15 protein-coding genes and 1 pseudogene are annotated in these 16,421 nt (G+C 45.7%); 1 reads left to right on the top strand and 15 read right to left on the bottom strand.

Annotation, left to right across the window (positions count from 1 at the left end; translation table 11 throughout):
• Positions 1–41 precede the first annotated feature (41 nt).
• From thyA to HMPREF1152_RS02480, 12 genes and pseudogenes are all read right to left on the bottom strand, one after another.
• Positions 42–872, bottom strand: a complete 831-nt coding sequence (gene thyA, locus HMPREF1152_RS02530) for a thymidylate synthase (RefSeq protein ID WP_009643594.1) — start codon at positions 870–872, stop codon at positions 42–44.
• A 1-nt stretch (position 873) separates the two neighbouring features.
• Entirely contained in the window at positions 874–1,242 is a 369-nt protein-coding gene (locus HMPREF1152_RS02525; RefSeq protein ID WP_178978292.1) for a Mini-ribonuclease 3, read from the bottom strand.
• 13 nt (positions 1,243–1,255) lie between these two features.
• The gene (gene cysS / locus HMPREF1152_RS02520) at positions 1,256–2,659 is read right to left on the bottom strand and encodes a cysteine--tRNA ligase (protein WP_009643587.1); all 1,404 of its coding nucleotides are present in this window, start codon (positions 2,657–2,659) and stop codon (positions 1,256–1,258) included.
• Between the two features lie 67 nt (positions 2,660–2,726).
• Positions 2,727–3,317, bottom strand: coding sequence for a chromate transporter (locus HMPREF1152_RS02515; RefSeq protein ID WP_009643589.1), 591 nt, complete (start codon positions 3,315–3,317; stop codon positions 2,727–2,729).
• The gene (locus tag HMPREF1152_RS02510) at positions 3,317–3,883 is read right to left on the bottom strand and encodes a chromate transporter (RefSeq protein WP_050992610.1); all 567 of its coding nucleotides are present in this window, start codon (positions 3,881–3,883) and stop codon (positions 3,317–3,319) included. Before HMPREF1152_RS02510 ends, HMPREF1152_RS02515 begins: the two co-directional genes overlap by 1 nt.
• A gap of 59 nt (positions 3,884–3,942) precedes the next feature.
• Positions 3,943–5,679, bottom strand: a complete 1,737-nt coding sequence (locus tag HMPREF1152_RS02505) for a proline--tRNA ligase (RefSeq protein WP_009643599.1) — start codon at positions 5,677–5,679, stop codon at positions 3,943–3,945.
• 2 nt (positions 5,680–5,681) lie between these two features.
• A complete protein-coding gene (ispF, locus tag HMPREF1152_RS10000; protein ID WP_334290464.1) occupies positions 5,682–6,152 on the bottom strand; it encodes a 2-C-methyl-D-erythritol 2,4-cyclodiphosphate synthase in 471 nt (156 codons plus the stop codon).
• Between the two features lie 21 nt (positions 6,153–6,173).
• Positions 6,174–6,938: pseudogene (locus HMPREF1152_RS09995) on the bottom strand (IspD/TarI family cytidylyltransferase); the annotation flags it as partial.
• A 74-nt stretch (positions 6,939–7,012) separates the two neighbouring features.
• A complete protein-coding gene (locus HMPREF1152_RS02495; protein ID WP_009643578.1) occupies positions 7,013–8,113 on the bottom strand; it encodes a PIN/TRAM domain-containing protein in 1,101 nt (366 codons plus the stop codon).
• A gap of 94 nt (positions 8,114–8,207) precedes the next feature.
• Positions 8,208–8,681 carry a CarD family transcriptional regulator gene (locus tag HMPREF1152_RS02490; RefSeq protein ID WP_009643581.1) on the bottom strand — a complete coding sequence of 158 codons (474 nt, stop codon included), beginning with the start codon at positions 8,679–8,681 and terminating at the stop codon, positions 8,208–8,210.
• 306 nt (positions 8,682–8,987) lie between these two features.
• Positions 8,988–10,034 (bottom strand): AfsR/SARP family transcriptional regulator, encoded by a 1,047-nt coding sequence (locus HMPREF1152_RS02485; protein WP_009643596.1) that lies wholly within the window; start codon positions 10,032–10,034, stop codon positions 8,988–8,990.
• A 314-nt stretch (positions 10,035–10,348) separates the two neighbouring features.
• Positions 10,349–11,584, bottom strand: a complete 1,236-nt coding sequence (locus HMPREF1152_RS02480) for a prealbumin-like fold domain-containing protein (RefSeq protein WP_009643601.1) — start codon at positions 11,582–11,584, stop codon at positions 10,349–10,351.
• A 326-nt stretch (positions 11,585–11,910) separates the two neighbouring features.
• Here HMPREF1152_RS02480 and HMPREF1152_RS02475 point away from each other — a divergent pair, with 326 nt between their 5' ends.
• The gene (locus HMPREF1152_RS02475) at positions 11,911–12,945 is read left to right on the top strand and encodes an SPFH domain-containing protein (protein ID WP_009643588.1); all 1,035 of its coding nucleotides are present in this window, start codon (positions 11,911–11,913) and stop codon (positions 12,943–12,945) included.
• Positions 12,946–13,247: 302 nt separating this feature from the next.
• Here HMPREF1152_RS02475 and HMPREF1152_RS02470 read toward each other — a convergent pair whose 3' ends face one another.
• The 3 genes from HMPREF1152_RS02470 to HMPREF1152_RS02460 form a co-directional block, all read right to left on the bottom strand.
• Positions 13,248–14,171 (bottom strand): hypothetical protein, encoded by a 924-nt coding sequence (locus HMPREF1152_RS02470; protein ID WP_009643598.1) that lies wholly within the window; start codon positions 14,169–14,171, stop codon positions 13,248–13,250.
• Positions 14,168–15,283: a hypothetical protein gene (locus HMPREF1152_RS02465; protein WP_039883388.1), complete on the bottom strand. Its 1,116-nt coding sequence runs from the start codon at positions 15,281–15,283 to the stop codon at positions 14,168–14,170. Before HMPREF1152_RS02465 ends, HMPREF1152_RS02470 begins: the two co-directional genes overlap by 4 nt.
• A 644-nt stretch (positions 15,284–15,927) precedes the next feature.
• A partial coding sequence (locus tag HMPREF1152_RS02460; protein ID WP_009643575.1) for a Cna B-type domain-containing protein occupies positions 15,928–16,421 on the bottom strand: 494 nt, incomplete at its 5' end.

Genomic DNA, 16,421 nt, shown 5'->3' with positions numbered 1-16,421 from the left:
GTTTATCGCCGTTTAATCGGCTTCCGAATAGATTTACACGCTTAAATTGCCACAGGAATATTCTTCACCTGTGGATTTTTCCGGTAATCCTCGATGATCAGGTCATCTACTGTGAAATCATAGAAGTTCTTCACCTCAGGGTTTAGCGTCACCTTAGGCGCCGGATACTGCGGACGAGCAATCAGCTCTTTTATGATATCGACATGTCTATCATAGATGTGCGCATCTGAAATCACGTGCACCAGCTCTCCGGCCTTGAGTTCGCTGACATTAGCGAACATCATCAGAAGCAGAGAGTACTGGACTACATTCCAGTTATTTGCAGTCAAAATATCCTGCGAGCGCTGGTTCAGAATGGCGTTCAGCGTATCGCCCTTTACGTTAAAGGTCATGCTGTATGCGCAAGGCTCGAGGTTCATCTCCGAGAGATCCGCAAAATTATACATGTTGGCCATGATCCTTCTAGAATAGCGGTCGTTTTTCAGCAGCCAGAGTATATTGTCAACCTGATCCATCTCGCCTTGCTTGAATTTGTACTTTACCCCAAGCTGATAGCCGTATGCCTTGCCTATAGTTCCGTCCTCGCCTGCCCACTCATCCCAGATGCGGCTGCCGAGATCCGAAATCCTGTTCGACTTCTTCTGCCATATCCAGAGCAGCTCGTCAAAAGCGAGCTTAATTGCCGTAGGTCTCACGGTAAGCGCCGGAAATTCATCCTGCAAATTATACCTATTCACCACGCCAAAATTCTTGATTGTGTGCGCAGGTGTTCCGTCCGGCCAGTGAGGCCTAACCTTCTGACCTTCTGTGCTGAAACCATGTGCAATTATATCCTCGCACATCTTAACAAACAGCTTATCCGCCTTACTCACTCTAATCCTCCTCAATAATTCGGACAGCCTCATGTATAACCTTTTCGAGTCTATCCTTATCTCCAACCAGATACAGCGCCCCAATGAGTGCTTCGAATCCTGTGGCCAGCTTGTATCTTCTAGGATCCGCATTCCTAGGTCTCGAAGTCGCCCTCTTGTTTCTGGCTCTCTTAACCAGCTTGCGCTCTTCTTCAGTCAAAAAATCCTTCATCATCGTCTTGAGGGCCTTCGACTGCCCGTCTGACGACACGTAGGCAATTGCCCGCTTGTGAACCTTGCCAACATCACCCTTATTGCGCCCGATTAACAGCTCTCTTATCTGTAGCTCATAAACTGCGTCACCCATATAGGCGAGTGTCGTCGTATTCATACTCTTTATATCGTTATGCATCTGCTTTTATTATCTGAACCCCCTGAGGTGTGTCCTTAAGAATATATCCCATAGAGGAAAGCTGATCCCTGATTTCATCAGCTCTTGCCCAATCTTTCTCCTTGCGAGCCTGCTGTCTCTCATCAACAAGTCTCCGGATGTCATCTCCGATGGTATCATCGTGGCTTCTCTGCAGCACGCCGAGCACATCTGCCAGTTCTTGAATCATGGACAAAGCCTTCTCCGCAAACTCTTTGGATGCTCCACCCTCAATCTCGACGTTGATAGCCGAAACCAGTTCAAAGATAGCTCCGATTGCGCCTGCCGTGTTGAGGTCATCGCTCATGCACTCAATGAATTTATCCTTGTAGTCTTCAAATGAACTTGCTGTCTGCTCCTCCTTCTTCGTCATGCCGTCGTAACCGTTGCTCACGAGAAACTCGAGGGTCTCCTCGGCATTGACCAGCCTGTCGTATCCCTGCTTGACCTGCTTCATCCCCTCATCGCTGAAGTTAATTGGGCCTCTGTACTGAACGCTGAGCAGGAAGAATCTGATAAAGTCTCCGTCGTACTCCTTGCGGATATCTCTAACAGTAAAGAAGTTGTTGAGTGACTTGGACATCTTCTCTCCGTCTACCATGATGTAGCCGTTGTGCATCCAGTATTTTGCGAATGGTGCGCAGTTGCAAGCCTCGGACTGAGCTATCTCATTCTCGTGATGCGGGAACTTGAGATCCTGACCGCCTCCGTGAATATCTATTGTCGTACCGAGGTGCTTTTTGGACATTGTAGAACACTCGATATGCCACCCCGGTCTTCCCTTGCCCCAAGGAGACTCCCAGGCAATCTCGCCGTCAGCCTTCTGCGCTTTCCAGAGGGCAAAATCCAAAGGATCCTTCTTGACCTCGCCTATTGCAATTCTAGCTCCGGACTCGAGGTCATCGATATTCTGACCCGAGAGCTTGCCGTACTCAGGGAATTTGCGAGTACTGTAATACACGTCGCCATCCGCCTCATAAGCGTAGCCCTTGTCAATAAGCGTGCCGATGAACTCGATGATATCCTCGATATGCTCGGAAACCTTAGGGTGCACGTCAGCCTTTATTACATTGAGAGCCTGCGCATCGTTGAAATATTCTTTGATGTACTTTTCCGATACCTCAAGCGCCGGCAGCTGCTCCTCCTTCGCCTTGTTGATAATCTTGTCATCTACATCCGTAAAGTTCTGCACGAACTTCACCTCGTAACCGATGTATTTAAAAAACCTGCGCAGCGTATCGAACACTACGAACGGTCTGGCATTACCTATATGAAAATAGTTGTAAACCGTAGGACCGCAAACGTAGATATTAACCTTGCCCTCATGGACAGGTATGAACTCCTCCTTGCGCCTGGTCATAGAGTTATAAATCTTCATTTCTTTCCTCCAATGAATCATGTCTCGACTTAATTCATCATTTCCCATTTGGGTATAATCGTTTAAATTATACACCAATGACAGCGCCTATGCACCCGATAATAACCAGCACAAGCATCGGGTTTACCTTGAATTTCTGAATCAGCAGAATTGTCAGTCCGACAAGGATTACAGCTATCGTGTCAATACGGATTCCGCAAACTGTGATGCTTAGGTCACTCAATACCGCGAAATTACCGCCAAGCGAATGTGTTGGCATCACTGCCGCTTCGCCTATCGTAAAGACTGAGCCGGCTATCAGTCCTACAGTTGCCGGTCTGATACCCTCCAGTGCACCTTTGACTGCCAGGCTTTCCTTATAGCGATTGACAGCGCCGGCTACGATTGCGATTATGATAAATGCCGGAGTTGCCACTCCCAGAGTAGCGAGGACAGCACCAAAATATCCGCCGACCTCATATCCTACATATGTCGCTGAATTGACTGCAATTGGTCCCGGTGTAACCTGAGCGATGGCCACGATGTTCGCAAACTGTTCCTGCGACATATTTGCAAACTCTCTGATGCTATCGTATATGAGCCGTATGATTGCCAGCCCGCCACCAAATCCGAATAGCCCTATCTTGAAGAAGGCATAGTAAAGCTTAACAAGCAGCATTATCTATCACCTCCTCTGTGATCTGAATTATCCAAGCTTCCCGGATTAGATGTGTACACACGGATTACTCCGAGAACCAGGAACAATACGATAATGTAGACTACATTTATCTTAAACACGGCTATGAGCACAAAGCTGCTTACAGCACCGACTGCGCTGAACCAATCCTTAACAACACCTTTAGCCACCTGATAGACGGCTATCAGGATCAATCCGAGAGCTGCTGCTCTCAACCCTCCGAGTGCACCCTGCACATATGAATTGCCATCGATAAAATTCATCCCCTTGGCGATAATAACGATTATTACAAACGAAGGCAAAATCACACCTAATGTAGCAACAAAGGATCCAAGCAGCTTGCGCTTCTTGAATCCCACATAAGTTGCCATATTGATGGCAATGACACCGGGTAAGCCCTGACATATGGCGATGATATCAATCATCTCATCTTCAGTAAACCACTTCTTGTCCTTGACCATAATATCAGAGAGGATGGGAATCATAGCGACCCCACCCCCTATCGTGAATAAACCCAGTTTGAAAAATGTAACGAACAGTTCCAGCATTTTTCTTCCCCAATACTTGTGTTTATTTCTCAAAATGCACTCGTGATCCCCTGACTTGATTACATTCCGAAGATTTCATCATCCACGAGCTTAGCAGCTGCTGCAATTGCATCAGCTGCAGACATAACCTCGTTGTCCTCTTCACGTCTCAGCTTATACTCAACTTTTCCGTCCTTGGCGAGCTTTCCGACTGTAATTCTGATTGGAATACCAAGCAAGTCAGCGTCGTTAAACTTAACGCCGACTCTCTCGTCCCTATCATCGACGATTACTTCAACGCGTTTAGTCTCGAGTTCAGCTTCAATCTTATTTGCAAGCTCCATCTGAGTCTCATCCTTAGGATTGATTACAGTAACAATGACGTGGTATGGAGCTACGGATACAGGCCAGATGATACCCTTATCATCGTGACTCTGCTCTACGACAGCCTGCATGGTCCTCGTGACGCCGACTCCGTAGCATCCCATCCAGTAGATCTGATCCTCTCCGTTCTCGTCCTTGTATGTTGCGTTCATAGACTCGGAATACTTGGTTCCGAGCTTGAATATCTGACCAACCTCAATGCCTCTCGTGTGCTTGATTGGAGCTCCGCAGTGAGGGCATGGGTCCCCTTCCTTGAGAGTCTTGATATCTGTAACGATGTCACCGGTGAAATCTCTACCGTAACATACGCCCGTCATGTGGTGGTCTTCCTTGTTGGCTCCTGCAACCATATTCTTGGTACCGACCAGCTCGCTGTCAACGACAATCTTGCAGTTGTGAATTCCAACAGGTCCTGTAAATCCACCTACGATACCTGTAATCGGCCCCATATCATCCTCGTCTGCGAACTCGATATAGTGCTCGGGAATTCCGAGGGCATTGACCAGCTTAATCATATTGACGTCTCTATCGCCTCGGATAAACACGCAAACATAATCCGCCGGATTGAGATCCTTATCGAAGGTAGTGAACATCAGAGCCTTGATAGTCTTCTTTTCGTCTACCCCGAGATAATCGCATACATCTTTAATGGTCTTGGTTCCGGGTGTGTAAACATCCTTGAGCGGCTGCTCCGGTTCGTCAACCGGCTTGTCATCCACACACTCCGCCCTTTCTATTGTAGCTGCCATATCACATTTCTCGCAATATGCAATCTCACTCTCACCGACATTAGACAGAGCTGAAAATTCGTGGGAGTTGCTGCCGCCGATAGGGCCGTTATCAGCCTCAACTGTTCTGAAATCCAGACCGCATCTGGTAAAGGTCCTTACGTAAGCATCGTACTGAAGCCTGTATGCAGCTTCAAGGTCTTCGGGTGTCCTGTCAAACGAGTAAGCATCCTTCATGATGAACTCACGCGATCTCATCAACCCATATCTAGGACGGGCTTCATCACGATACTTGAATTGGATATGGTACAGCTGAAGGGGCAGCTCTCTATAAGAGGAGATCTCCTGCCTAACTATATTTGTACACAATTCCTCACATGTAGGAACGAGACAGAAATCTCTACCATTCCTATCTTTGATTCTCCACAGCTCCGGTCCGTATGCGTACCACCTGCCGGACTCCTTCCAGAGCTCGGAAGGATTTACGTGAGGCATATGGAGTTCCTGACAGCCGATCCTGTCCTGCTCCTGCCTGACGATCTCCTCGATTTTTCTGATTGTTCTCCATCCAAATGGCATGAAGGTGTATATGCCGGCAGCTTCCTTCTTGATGAGATTAGCCCTGATCATCAGCTTGTGACTGACTAACTCTGCTTCGTTTGGTGCTTCGCGGAGTGTCTTGAGGTGTAGTCTCGATAATTTCATTGTTAAAATCTCCCTTCTATTGTGCAAACAGCCTGCGCTGCAATGCCTTCTTCTCTTCCTGTAAATCCAAGCTTCTCTGTAGTTGTAGCTTTTACGTTTACGGCGCTCGGCGGCATCTCGAGTGCCTCGGCTATAGTCTCCCGCATCTTGTCAATATATGGTGCCAGCTTAGGTCTCTCAGCAATAATCGTGATATCGACATTACCAATGCTGATATCCCCGACCTTGCTTTTAACCTCACGCAGCAATCTAATGCTGTCTGCCCCCTTATATCTGTCGTCTGTATCCGGAAAATGCTGTCCTATATCGCCTAGGCCTGCCGCTCCTAATATCGCGTCCATCAGTGCATGTGTTGCCACATCTGCATCAGAATGGCCGACGAGCCCCTTATTGCTCGGGAGAGGGACCCCGCATAGTATAAGTCTATGCCCTTCAGCGAGTCTATGCACATCATATCCAGTGCCCACTCGTATTCCCATAGGGATGTCCTTTCCGGTAGTAATCTTGGCATTGGCATAATCACCTTCAACAAGCGCTATGCTCATGCCAAAATACTCCGCAATAGAGGCATCATCAGTTCCGACGTAGCCGTCACCCCTTGCCTTATCATAAGCAGCAATCAAACTGCCTAAACGGAAGGTCTGCGGCGTCTGAACCATGACCACTCTATCTCTTTCAATAGATTTACTGTTAATTATAGGATAATCGGTTATTGATGACAAGCCGTCAAAAAATTCACTTGCAGGCTTTTCCGTCATCCTGAGTGAGTCTATTGCAGGTACAACAGTGCATACAGCATCATTGCTCAGCATAGCCGCAATATTACGATCGATAACCTCTCCGGTGATATCCGCGCGCGCCGCATCGTGGATGAGCACTATGGCGTCCTGCCCGCTCTCGTGCACATATCTCGAGATGTTCTTCAAGCCGTTATACACCGACTCTCCTCTGGAATTTCCGCCATACGAGCAGCGAACAGGTGTGCCATACGCGTGCTCCAGCCTGTACGCTATCTTAAGGAATATCGTATCGTATTCTCTATCCTGTGGTATGAGGATAAAAACAGCGTCTATTCCCTCATGCTCTGCAAATACAGAGGCGGTGCGCTCCAGAACTGTTGTACCCCCGTAACTGAGCAACTGCTTGGGAAGCCTGCTGCTCATCCTGGTGCCCTTGCCGGCAGCGGCAATAAGCGCTATATGCAGCTCTCTATCCCCTGTATCTGCGCTGCCGTTATAGGTGTTAATCCGTGAATGCATTTCTTTCATACGTATAGTTATTTATTATCGAAGCGACATAAGGCTCCTCTTTACCCGGTTGACTACATTTATCTCTAATTATCGCATTCCGAGTTGATGCGTGCAAATATCATTTTACCTGCCGCTGTCTGTATCACGCTTGTAACCGTCGCTGCCACGTTTTGCGCAATATGGTCGGCCCCGTCCTCTACGACAATCATAGTTCCGTCATCCAGATAGCCAATACCTTGCTCGCGATCCTTGCCTCGCTTAACTACGTCGACAAGCATCTTTTCACCGGGTATGACGATAGGCTTAATAGCATTTGCAAGCTCATTAATATTGAGCACCTTAATGTCGTTGATAGTTGCAACCTTGTTGAGGTTGAAGTCAGTCGTAATGAGATTCGCTCCCAGTTCCCCGGCCAGCTTGATCAGCTTAACATCCACCTCCGGAATGTCTTCAAGATATCTGAGCTTTGGCGAGTTGTTATATACCTCTACATTGAACTCGTCTCGAATCTGATTGAGAATGTCGAGTCCGCGTCTGCCACGCACTCGCTTAAGCGCATCGCCTGAATCGGCGATATGTCTGAGTTCATCCAGTACAAAGTTGGGAATTATAATTTTACCCTCGATAAATCCGGCTCTCATTATATCGAGAATCCTGCCATCGATGATGACGCTGGTATCGATGACCTTAGGGGTACCGACATGCGTCCTGTCATGCCCGCGCCAAGTGAGATTCTCAAAGAGCTTGTGGTTTCCCTTAACCTTGGCAGCAGCAACTGCATACCCTAAATATCCGAGTATAAAGTATAGTATAACTGTTACCACTGAATACCACAGCGGCGGCAATAGCGACCTGTAGCTCATGGATATTATCAGCGCTATGACGAGTCCGATTATCACGCCTAACGCTCCGACGAGAATACTCTCGATCGAAACATCCTTGAGATCACGTTCAATATTGGATGATGTCTTCTTCAATCGTTTCATAAGTGCCGGTGTAAAAATTCTGAAAATAAGTCCAAATATAATTACAAAAAGTACGAAGATACTACAATCAGCAGTATTTGACACCCTGACCTCATTGAATGATATGTCTTCAAGCCGCATCTGCACCACGCAGTAGAACAATCCGCCTATAATTCCGCCTACTACGAATAGCAGAACTGCATAAATCTTTTTAAACAATCCAACCCTCCTTTCTGCCAAAAAATAAACAATGTGGAATAATAATAAAGGGTACTCGCGGTCACACGGCTAGACACACAAGCACCCTAATCGGCTAAATGTTAGCTTCTACCAGCTTATCGGCCTCATCCAGCGTCAGTCCTCCGGCAAGTACCAGTTCGCTTTCGAGAATCTGCTTTGCATTGCCGAGAAGCTTCTTCTCTCCCGTCGACAGTTTTTTGACCCTGTCGCTGCGAACGAGATTTCTAACAACTCCAGCTACTTCGTATATATCGCCGGTTCTGAGTCTCTCAGTGTTCTCTCTGAACCTTCTGTTCCAGTTGTTCGACATCTTATCCGACTCGCCGCCCAGAACATTGAGCACCTCATCGATGTCGTCCTCGCAAATAATAGCGCGCACCCCGACCTTATCCGAATTCTCGACGGGTACCATCACATGCATCTTGCTGTATGGAAGGCTTACATGATAATAGCTGCAGCACTCACCGAGAACTTCTTTTTCCTCAATCTCTGTAATAACACCTGCTCCGTGCATTGGATAAGCGATGCTGTCCCCGATATTGAACACGATTAGCCTCCTTCCTTCACTATTACATACTAAGATTATAATATAATTGCATTTTTTAAGCAACAGATAAATTATTAAGGTTAGCATGTTCAATTCCGGATGTCAATGATATTTATATAATTAGTTAATAATCAGCGGCCTAGGTTATCCTGCAGCTTGCTTGGCGTACTGAGGTACCTATTAATCAGCCTTTTGCCTCCCTCAACTGATATGAATTTCAATTACCTTTGAAGTGAATTCAATCATCTGCTTATGCTCCAAGGTCAATTCCCTGTCAAGTTCAAGCTTCAATATGCTAAGCAGACTCTAAGCTCCGTTTTCGTCACAATGCTTGAGCACTATGATATATTCGTAATTCGTATTTTTTATTACTACATCATTCATTCTGACGTTATTTAGCAGAAGCTTTTCAAAGGTTTCCGCACAACGGTTCATTCCGCAGGCAGGCATGGAAGCTAAACAAGTTTTGTTACACAAATTTATACTGATAACCGCCGCCAATTTTTCTTTTTTCTTCTCAAGGATATACGCGTCCTTAGATAAATTCAGTATTTCATACACAAGATTGTCGTACTCTGTTTCCACAGTTCTACCGCTTGATTCAATCAGGCTTTTCAAATACCTCATTTGACCGGAAATTTCTGTCTCTTCATCATCGTACAGATAACGAAGTGCTTCTTCGTACATCTGAGAAGCATGTGTGAATTTTTTCTGTTTTATCAGAGCGTATATTAGCCAATAGTGGAACTCTTCCTCCATCGTATCGATTTTGAGAAAATTCCGAGTGATATCTACAATTTCTGTATAATCATTCCGCTGTTTAAGAATGTTGCAATACGAAGTCACAAAGCGGACAAATTTGTTATGATAGTACACCCTCATGTACATAACCCAATAGAAGTCGTCACACTCTGTCATGAATTTACCTTTATACGCATCCAGCAGACACTCAAGCCTACCTGAATCGAGCTGTATATCCGTTCCGGCGTTACCCTTTTCCAGTATGTCGGTATCCAGTAATACATCTATATCAGGATTCCAGTGATAGCCTTCAAAATCGGTGATAAGGAATTCATCATGAGGCCAGTACTTTCGCAGCAACACACGCAAACGATATACGAGGCTCTTTAAGCTCCCCTTGTGATTCTCAAGTTCTTCCATCCCCCAGATATTCTGGATTATTTCCCATGATGTTGTTTTCCGATTATGGTGGTACAGAACATATGACATCAGCTTAAGCAGCATGGGTGATGAAATATCGCTTGATGTAATCGTTATTCCCTTATAATCAATTTGAAAGGAACCCAGCATTAGCACCTTCATTATTCCGTCTTCTATTCGATCTGTCATCATACATCGCCTTGTTTACTTATTCTATCTTTGTAATATCAGCATTCTACAAACGTTGCGTACGTGCCTACGCTTGCAAATGATTAAACATTGTTCAAATGTTCAATGCAGCTCTTGGATCTCAAATATCGAATGTCGTGTTGCTCAGGCAACAGCTGTATCCTAAATATCAACTGTCATGTCGTGCAGATAACAACTTTATCCGACATACTCAAAAAAGGGGATCAGAGCTTCAACCTCTACCCCCTTTGACAGTATACCATATACGAGCGGTGAAAAGTCATCAACACAGACATTGCACACGCTATGTAATATTCTTATTTCTGCACTCGTCTGCGCATATATACTGCAGCAAGCACCGAAGCAACTGATGCGGTCAGAACCGTGATAGGTACGGACAATGAATTATCATCCCCGGTCTTTGGCAACTTAGGCTTTTTCTCGGGAGTGTTGAACATCACCACGTGATCCTTCTGTCCTGCAACAAACTCTATTTGTTCACGACTGATTCGGAAGCCCTTAGGCGCTACAAGCTCGCTGAGGATATACTTTCTTCCGTTTACCAGATTGCTGATAATATGAGGAGTATCTGTAGATGTCCATTCATCCACAAGGATTCCGCTCTCAGCATCAATAACTCTCATCTTCGCTCCCGGAAGCTCTTTTTTATTAGTTATATCCTGCTTGCTTATCCTCACCCCGTTAAATCTGAGCCAGGTCGCCTGAAACTGCGTTACAGCTGTCTTGTCCTCTACTATCTTCAGGGTTCCTATATCCTGCTTATTTCTGACTGTCTTTACTACAATTGGTTGATATTTAAAGTTTTTGCCAATTTCTCCGGTGTTATATATTCCGGTTACACCAGGTTCTGCCTCAAGATGGAAGATCTCACCTGCAGACAGCGTCACCTTGCCTGTAAGAACGTTTCCATCTTTCTTAACAGCTTTGACACCCTTCGGCAAATTAAAGGAAAGCTTTTGACCTTCAGATCCCTTGATTTCATTATCCTCGGTTACCTGCACCTTTCTCTTTGCATCCCATGTTGTTTTAAGGGATTTCTTTGTAAACCGGGTAATCTCGCTTGGCGGCATCGGCTTGCTTTCAAGGAATGCCTTGAACTCCTTGACTCCGGGAACCGTATCATAATTCTTGGCATTGCCATAAAGGTCACTCAGTGTAAGAGAGGTAATAACTACACCCTTAGCTTCATCACCGCCAAAGCCATCCCACGGCTCTGCGCCATATTGTCCATAATAAAGAGCTTTTGCAATATTTGAGTTGTTGTAGATTTCCTCACCTAACGGATCGGTACCGGACGGATCACCGTTATGGGCTTCTAAGCAGAAGCACTTATATTGACCTTTATAGATGAATATACTTGCACGGTATCCACTATAGCTTCCGATGTTCTTGGAAACAATATCATTAGCATCCGCATTGACATGCCCCGGCATCATAGCCGCAGAAACTGTCAGAAGCAATGCCATAATCGCAAGAACGACAAGAAAATGCTTCACGTTCTTTGTTTCTGCACCAAACTTGGATCGAGTCATATAAACCTCCTATTTGTGTTAATAAAGTGTGTTTATGTCTATTGTCGGATAAACTTAACACATCGAGGTCACATGACGGTCACATGAAACCGAACAGCAGATATTTATTTATAGAAGTTTCATTATCCTGACCACAGGGAATTCATCGGATAGCTTTGGTAATTTATAGCAGCTGTTCTGCTGCAAATGATACCTCTTCGAAAAAGTTAAATCCGATCGACCGTATCAATCATTCATAACTCTCTGATTATTGACATTTAAAAGCTATATTACTATGATACAAGAGAATTATCTTTTACACTTTCATCGAACAAAGGAGAATGAATATGGCTTTACTAATTATTCTTGCACTGCTAATCCTTATTCTGATCTCATGCATCAGAATAGTTCCTCAGGAACACGCATATGTCGTCGAACGGCTAGGTAAATATCTATGCACATGGCATGCCGGTCTCCACCTCAAAATGCCTGTTATCGATCATATTATCAACAGGATCTCTCTAAAGGAGCAGGTGCTTGATTTCCCTCCACAGCCTGTAATAACGAAAGACAATGTGTCTGTTCGAGTTGATTCGGTAGTATTTGCAAAAGTATTTGATCCCAAGCTGTATACTTACGGAGTAGAAGATCCTATCGCAGGTTTGCAGAACTTATCTGCGACTTCGTTAAGAAGCATCATCGGAGGTATGGAGCTTGATACCACTCTCTCATCCAGGGAACAGATCAATGAAGATATGGAAGTAATCCTCGATAAAGCAACAGATGCGTGGGGACTTAAAGTCAATAGAGTCGAGCTGAAGAATATTATCCCTCCGGAGGAAATTGAAGAGGTTATGACTAAGCAGATGAGAGCTGAACGAGAACGACGTCAAACAGTGCTTGAAGCTCAGGCGCACAAGGAATCTGTAGTATCACGTGCTGAAGGCGATAAAGAGGCTAAGGTTCTTGCCGCAGAGGCTGAAAAAGAAGCTCGTATTGCGCTGGCACTGGGAGAATCCGAATCCATAAGACTGGTATATGAAGCTCAGGCGCAAGGTCTCGAGAAACTCAAGGAAGCAAATGTCAATGAAAGTGTATTGAAGCTGAAAGGACTTGAAGCGCTGAGGGATATAGCAGACGGACGTTCAACTAAGATATTTATGCCTACCGATTTAGCCGGAATCGTATCGTCACTTGGTGTAGCGGCCGAATCACTGGGTATAGGTGATCATATTGAGATCGACAAATCCGAGAAACCCGGAAAAGGCAGCTACGAGGATCATTCCATACGACCAACCTCTTCGAAGGTTACCAAGGAAGTATCCGGTACTAATGCCAATATTGAGGTAGATCTTGAAAACAGAAGAAAGGATATAATATAATATTTAGTTCCATTCATTGTTGTCATGTCGTGCCATATCACTTGTTGGCACTCAATATCCTTAAATGAAACAATGAATCAATCATCCAATATCCCTTAATACGCAAACTATATGAGGGCAAGTCAAGACCATTGGATAAGAATGTTTGATTAATCGTTCCTATCATCCCGTCTGTTTTTATTGCAAATTCTGCATGTCATAAATTAGTAAATATGGCACTAGCAAACACTGCTCTCCATTTTCCGAAGGGCTGTGTATGATGGATTCCCGTTATTTCGTTTCCGTGTCTGCTTCTTTTTTGATCAAAAAGAGATTGCCACGCGCCGCTGATCCGAATCGTCGTTGTCCCTCTGTATTACGGTAATGGCATCGCTTAAGCTTCTGAGTGAATCGTCCGTTTCATTCTCAGGCAGAGAGGCCAGCAGTGTTCTGCATATTGCCTTTAAGCCATCACCCATCGTGTCATGCCATTTTGTTTTGAAGAAGAGGATCTCTTCCTCTTTGGCAAGCTGACCGACATTCTCTCTGAGACGCCTGTTTTGGACAGACATCATCCTCAGCTCTTCATTTTGAGCATCCAGCTCCTTCTTCCGGCGAACAAGTTTGGTGACATCGTAGAAGTACGCAACCCGAAACCGCTCGCCTGCTGCTGTAACGAGTTCATCCTCGACATAGCGGCAGGCAGATCCGGCCGGCAAGCGGTAAACATCCTCCGTTTCCTTCCAATCCGATCTCCCCTCTAGCATGTCCGAAAGCTCTTCATAGTTCATCAGCACCTTGCCGCACACGATCTCGGAGATCTCCGCCATCCGGCGATTGATCAGCATGGATACGCCATTTTGCCGGAAGTAGCCCAACCCCATCGGAATCTCATCCATCGCTTCCTTGATACTGCTTTCCGTCACCTTCCCTTTATCCCTCGTGCGGCAAAGCAGAATAGCGTATGCACCCCCGAGAAAGATGACGGCGGTGATGAGCCAGAGCGCAGCGATCGGCAGCGGCGCCTTGTGGCCCTGCCAGTTTATGGGAACGATATGGTCGTCCAAAAGCACCGAATATACGCCAAGCGTAAGCATCAAACCGGCAGCACAGGTGATGACGCCACTTTTGCTGTGTTTTCCGAGAATAGGCTTCCACATCAGAACTACCAACGTCAGTATCGCAACCATGAGAAATAGCATATAAGAAAAGCGCATCGGATAATCGCATTCGTAAAACAGCATCATCGCCTTCCGCCTCCCTTCGGGACAGACAGGGAAACGATCCATGTGTCGTCGTCCCTTGCAACGTTTACTTCTTTCGGGAAAACGGCGGCGGACAGGTCCCGCGATGAAACGATGCTGTAAATCGCGCGGATATTTTCGCCGTCCTCTCTGATGCGCAAAAATACAAAGCTAATATCCGGCAGGGCGGCTTCTATGGCGGATTCATAGCTGTCATAAAGGCACATAGCGGTTTGAGTGGGCAGCGCCGTTTCGTCCGAAAGCGCATAATCTATGTAGCAGTCGGCTTTTAAAAGCTCCGCGTTTACGAGAGATTCATTAAAACAAAGCTTAAGCTCCTGCGCCGTCACTCTGTCGCCGTCTCCTACGAAGATAAGATTTCCTTTTCTCTTGATATACGCGCACAGCACGGCAGCTGTGGCAAGCAGCTCCTTCTTTCTGCTCTTCTCCGACTCACTAAAATATGCGTCAAGCGTTTCATGCAGTAGCTTATTCTGCTTTGCCGTAGCCTGCCAAGACGCATCGTAAAGGCGGTTTTTCTCCTGCGCCTTGGACATGGCAAGCTCCGTTTTGCGGGTTTCCATCTCCGGTTCGTTTTTGTAGGACAGCTCATCTCTGTTTTGTTCAAGCTCAGCAAGAACCGATGCAAGGGCAGAAATATCCTCCATCCAGACCACATGACCGGGATGGAGACGGCATCCCTTCAAGAGCGTATGCCCGTCTGTTTGGAGAACGCCATCTTCCGTCTTTTTGAGAAGCTCGGTGCCCGGCGGCATCGCGCCGCCCGAAGAATAGCGGATGTTCCAGTCGTCATCCATAATGAATATTTCCTTGTCGGTAGCTTCAAATATTTTTGCGTACCCCGTGTTGGTGGGTATCATCCCCGATGCGATACACGCCTGCATCAACCCTACAGAAGCCATGCAGAAAAAGCTTGTGTAGTCGCTGGAGACAAGCTTCCACGTTTTCGGAAAGAAAAAGATTAAGACAATGTATATGGCAATGACAAGCAGCATAAGAAGCAGCAGAAGCGAAACCTGCGGCTTTTTCGGGACCTTTGCACGAGACGAGACGGTGAACATTGCCATAAGCGTCAGCAGCGCAATCCACGCCATCACGACAAAGTATCCGGGACCATGGGAATACGGCTCGCCGATGCTTGTCCAAAACAGCCTGTGCAGCGGACTGATTGATGCGGCGCTCTGATATACCCTATTTGTAGGAAGTTTCCAGTATGGAGAGATAACCTTTCATGCGCTCTCCATCACACCATCGGACTAATCTACACAACAATATAGAATATGTTATATGCTAATATCCGCGGTTTTTCAAGAATCCGGCGTGAATTGTTCTTGAACATTTTCTTATAGGCTTGGAGAATGCAGGGTGTTCACAGTAAGGTAGTACCAAACAAGATGCCTCTATACTCTTAATAAAGGTTCTTAAATGAAATTTAAATGGTTAAAAAAATAATTAAGTTAAACTAATGAAATAATTCTTGATTCCATGTAAAATCGGAGGTTAATGTCTTCTCAGCTACGAGAAATCATTACTCTCCGGTTTCATTTAGACTCCAATCTATGGAACAGCTTTTAAGACCACACCTCAAAAAACGTTATGGACCCGAAGAAAATTATGCACCCGAAAAGGCGATCGAATCTACTTCGATCGCCTTTTCGTCTGCTGTTCTTGTTTGGTAGGCTCAGGATGTCAGATTCCGCTCTGATATTTCAGGTCTTTAATCTGTCACCGCCTGCGGCTAATTCCTTATGCGTCTCCTTGAAACTAGCAGTCCTATAACCGCCGCTGCAGAGATAAGCATCACTGCCAGATAAGCGATGAATCTGTTCGCATCTCCTGTCTTAGGTCTCGTAATCTCCTTAGGTGTATGGCTGTTGGTGATGATGATGTTACCATGATCCTTATCATCCACACTCACCGTATAACCCGAAGGACTTCCTTCCTCCTTAACGGTATACTTTATATCCTTTCCCTTAGCCTTCTTAGGAAGCCTGTTCCATGTATAGCTCCAATTGCTTCCTGCCTTAAGCTCAACAGCTTCTCCCTTCTTCTCTCCGTTCGCATAGAGCTGTACTTTGATACGTTCAGGTCTTATTCTATCCTTATCGTTGCTGTCGTTCCATCTCTTGGTTACGGTTACAGAGGTTTCCTCAGGAGTATAGCTATTTTTGATATCATAGCCTTCTATCTCGGTATTGTAGTCATCTACGGTGTTTTCCGTTACAGTGTACT

Origin of the sequence: Mogibacterium sp. CM50 (assembly GCF_000293155.1) — a bacterium.
GTDB classification, from domain to species: Bacteria; Bacillota; Clostridia; order Peptostreptococcales; family Anaerovoracaceae; genus Mogibacterium; species Mogibacterium timidum.
This window is presented reverse-complemented; position numbering and strand designations above follow the sequence as displayed.

Bases quoted from the DNA above. Each gene is read 5' to 3' on its own strand.
- HMPREF1152_RS02480 (WP_009643601.1), bottom strand. From the start codon at position 11,584: ATGACTCGATCCAAGTTTGGTGCAGAAACAAAGAACGTGAAGCATTTT.
- HMPREF1152_RS02510 (WP_050992610.1), bottom strand. From the start codon at position 3,883: ATGCTGGAACTGTTCGTTACATTTTTCAAACTGGGTTTATTCACGATA.
- HMPREF1152_RS02515 (WP_009643589.1), bottom strand. From the start codon at position 3,317: ATGCTGCTTGTTAAGCTTTACTATGCCTTCTTCAAGATAGGGCTATTC.
- HMPREF1152_RS02465 (WP_039883388.1), bottom strand. From the start codon at position 15,283: ATGGCGTGGATTGCGCTGCTGACGCTTATGGCAATGTTCACCGTCTCG.
- cysS (WP_009643587.1), bottom strand. From the start codon at position 2,659: ATGAAGATTTATAACTCTATGACCAGGCGCAAGGAGGAGTTCATACCT.
- HMPREF1152_RS02475 (WP_009643588.1), top strand. From the start codon at position 11,911: ATGGCTTTACTAATTATTCTTGCACTGCTAATCCTTATTCTGATCTCA.
- HMPREF1152_RS02470 (WP_009643598.1), bottom strand. From the start codon at position 14,171: ATGATGCTGTTTTACGAATGCGATTATCCGATGCGCTTTTCTTATATG.
- HMPREF1152_RS02485 (WP_009643596.1), bottom strand. From the start codon at position 10,034: ATGATGACAGATCGAATAGAAGACGGAATAATGAAGGTGCTAATGCTG.
- HMPREF1152_RS02525 (WP_178978292.1), bottom strand. From the start codon at position 1,242: ATGAATACGACGACACTCGCCTATATGGGTGACGCAGTTTATGAGCTA.
- HMPREF1152_RS02505 (WP_009643599.1), bottom strand. From the start codon at position 5,679: ATGAAATTATCGAGACTACACCTCAAGACACTCCGCGAAGCACCAAAC.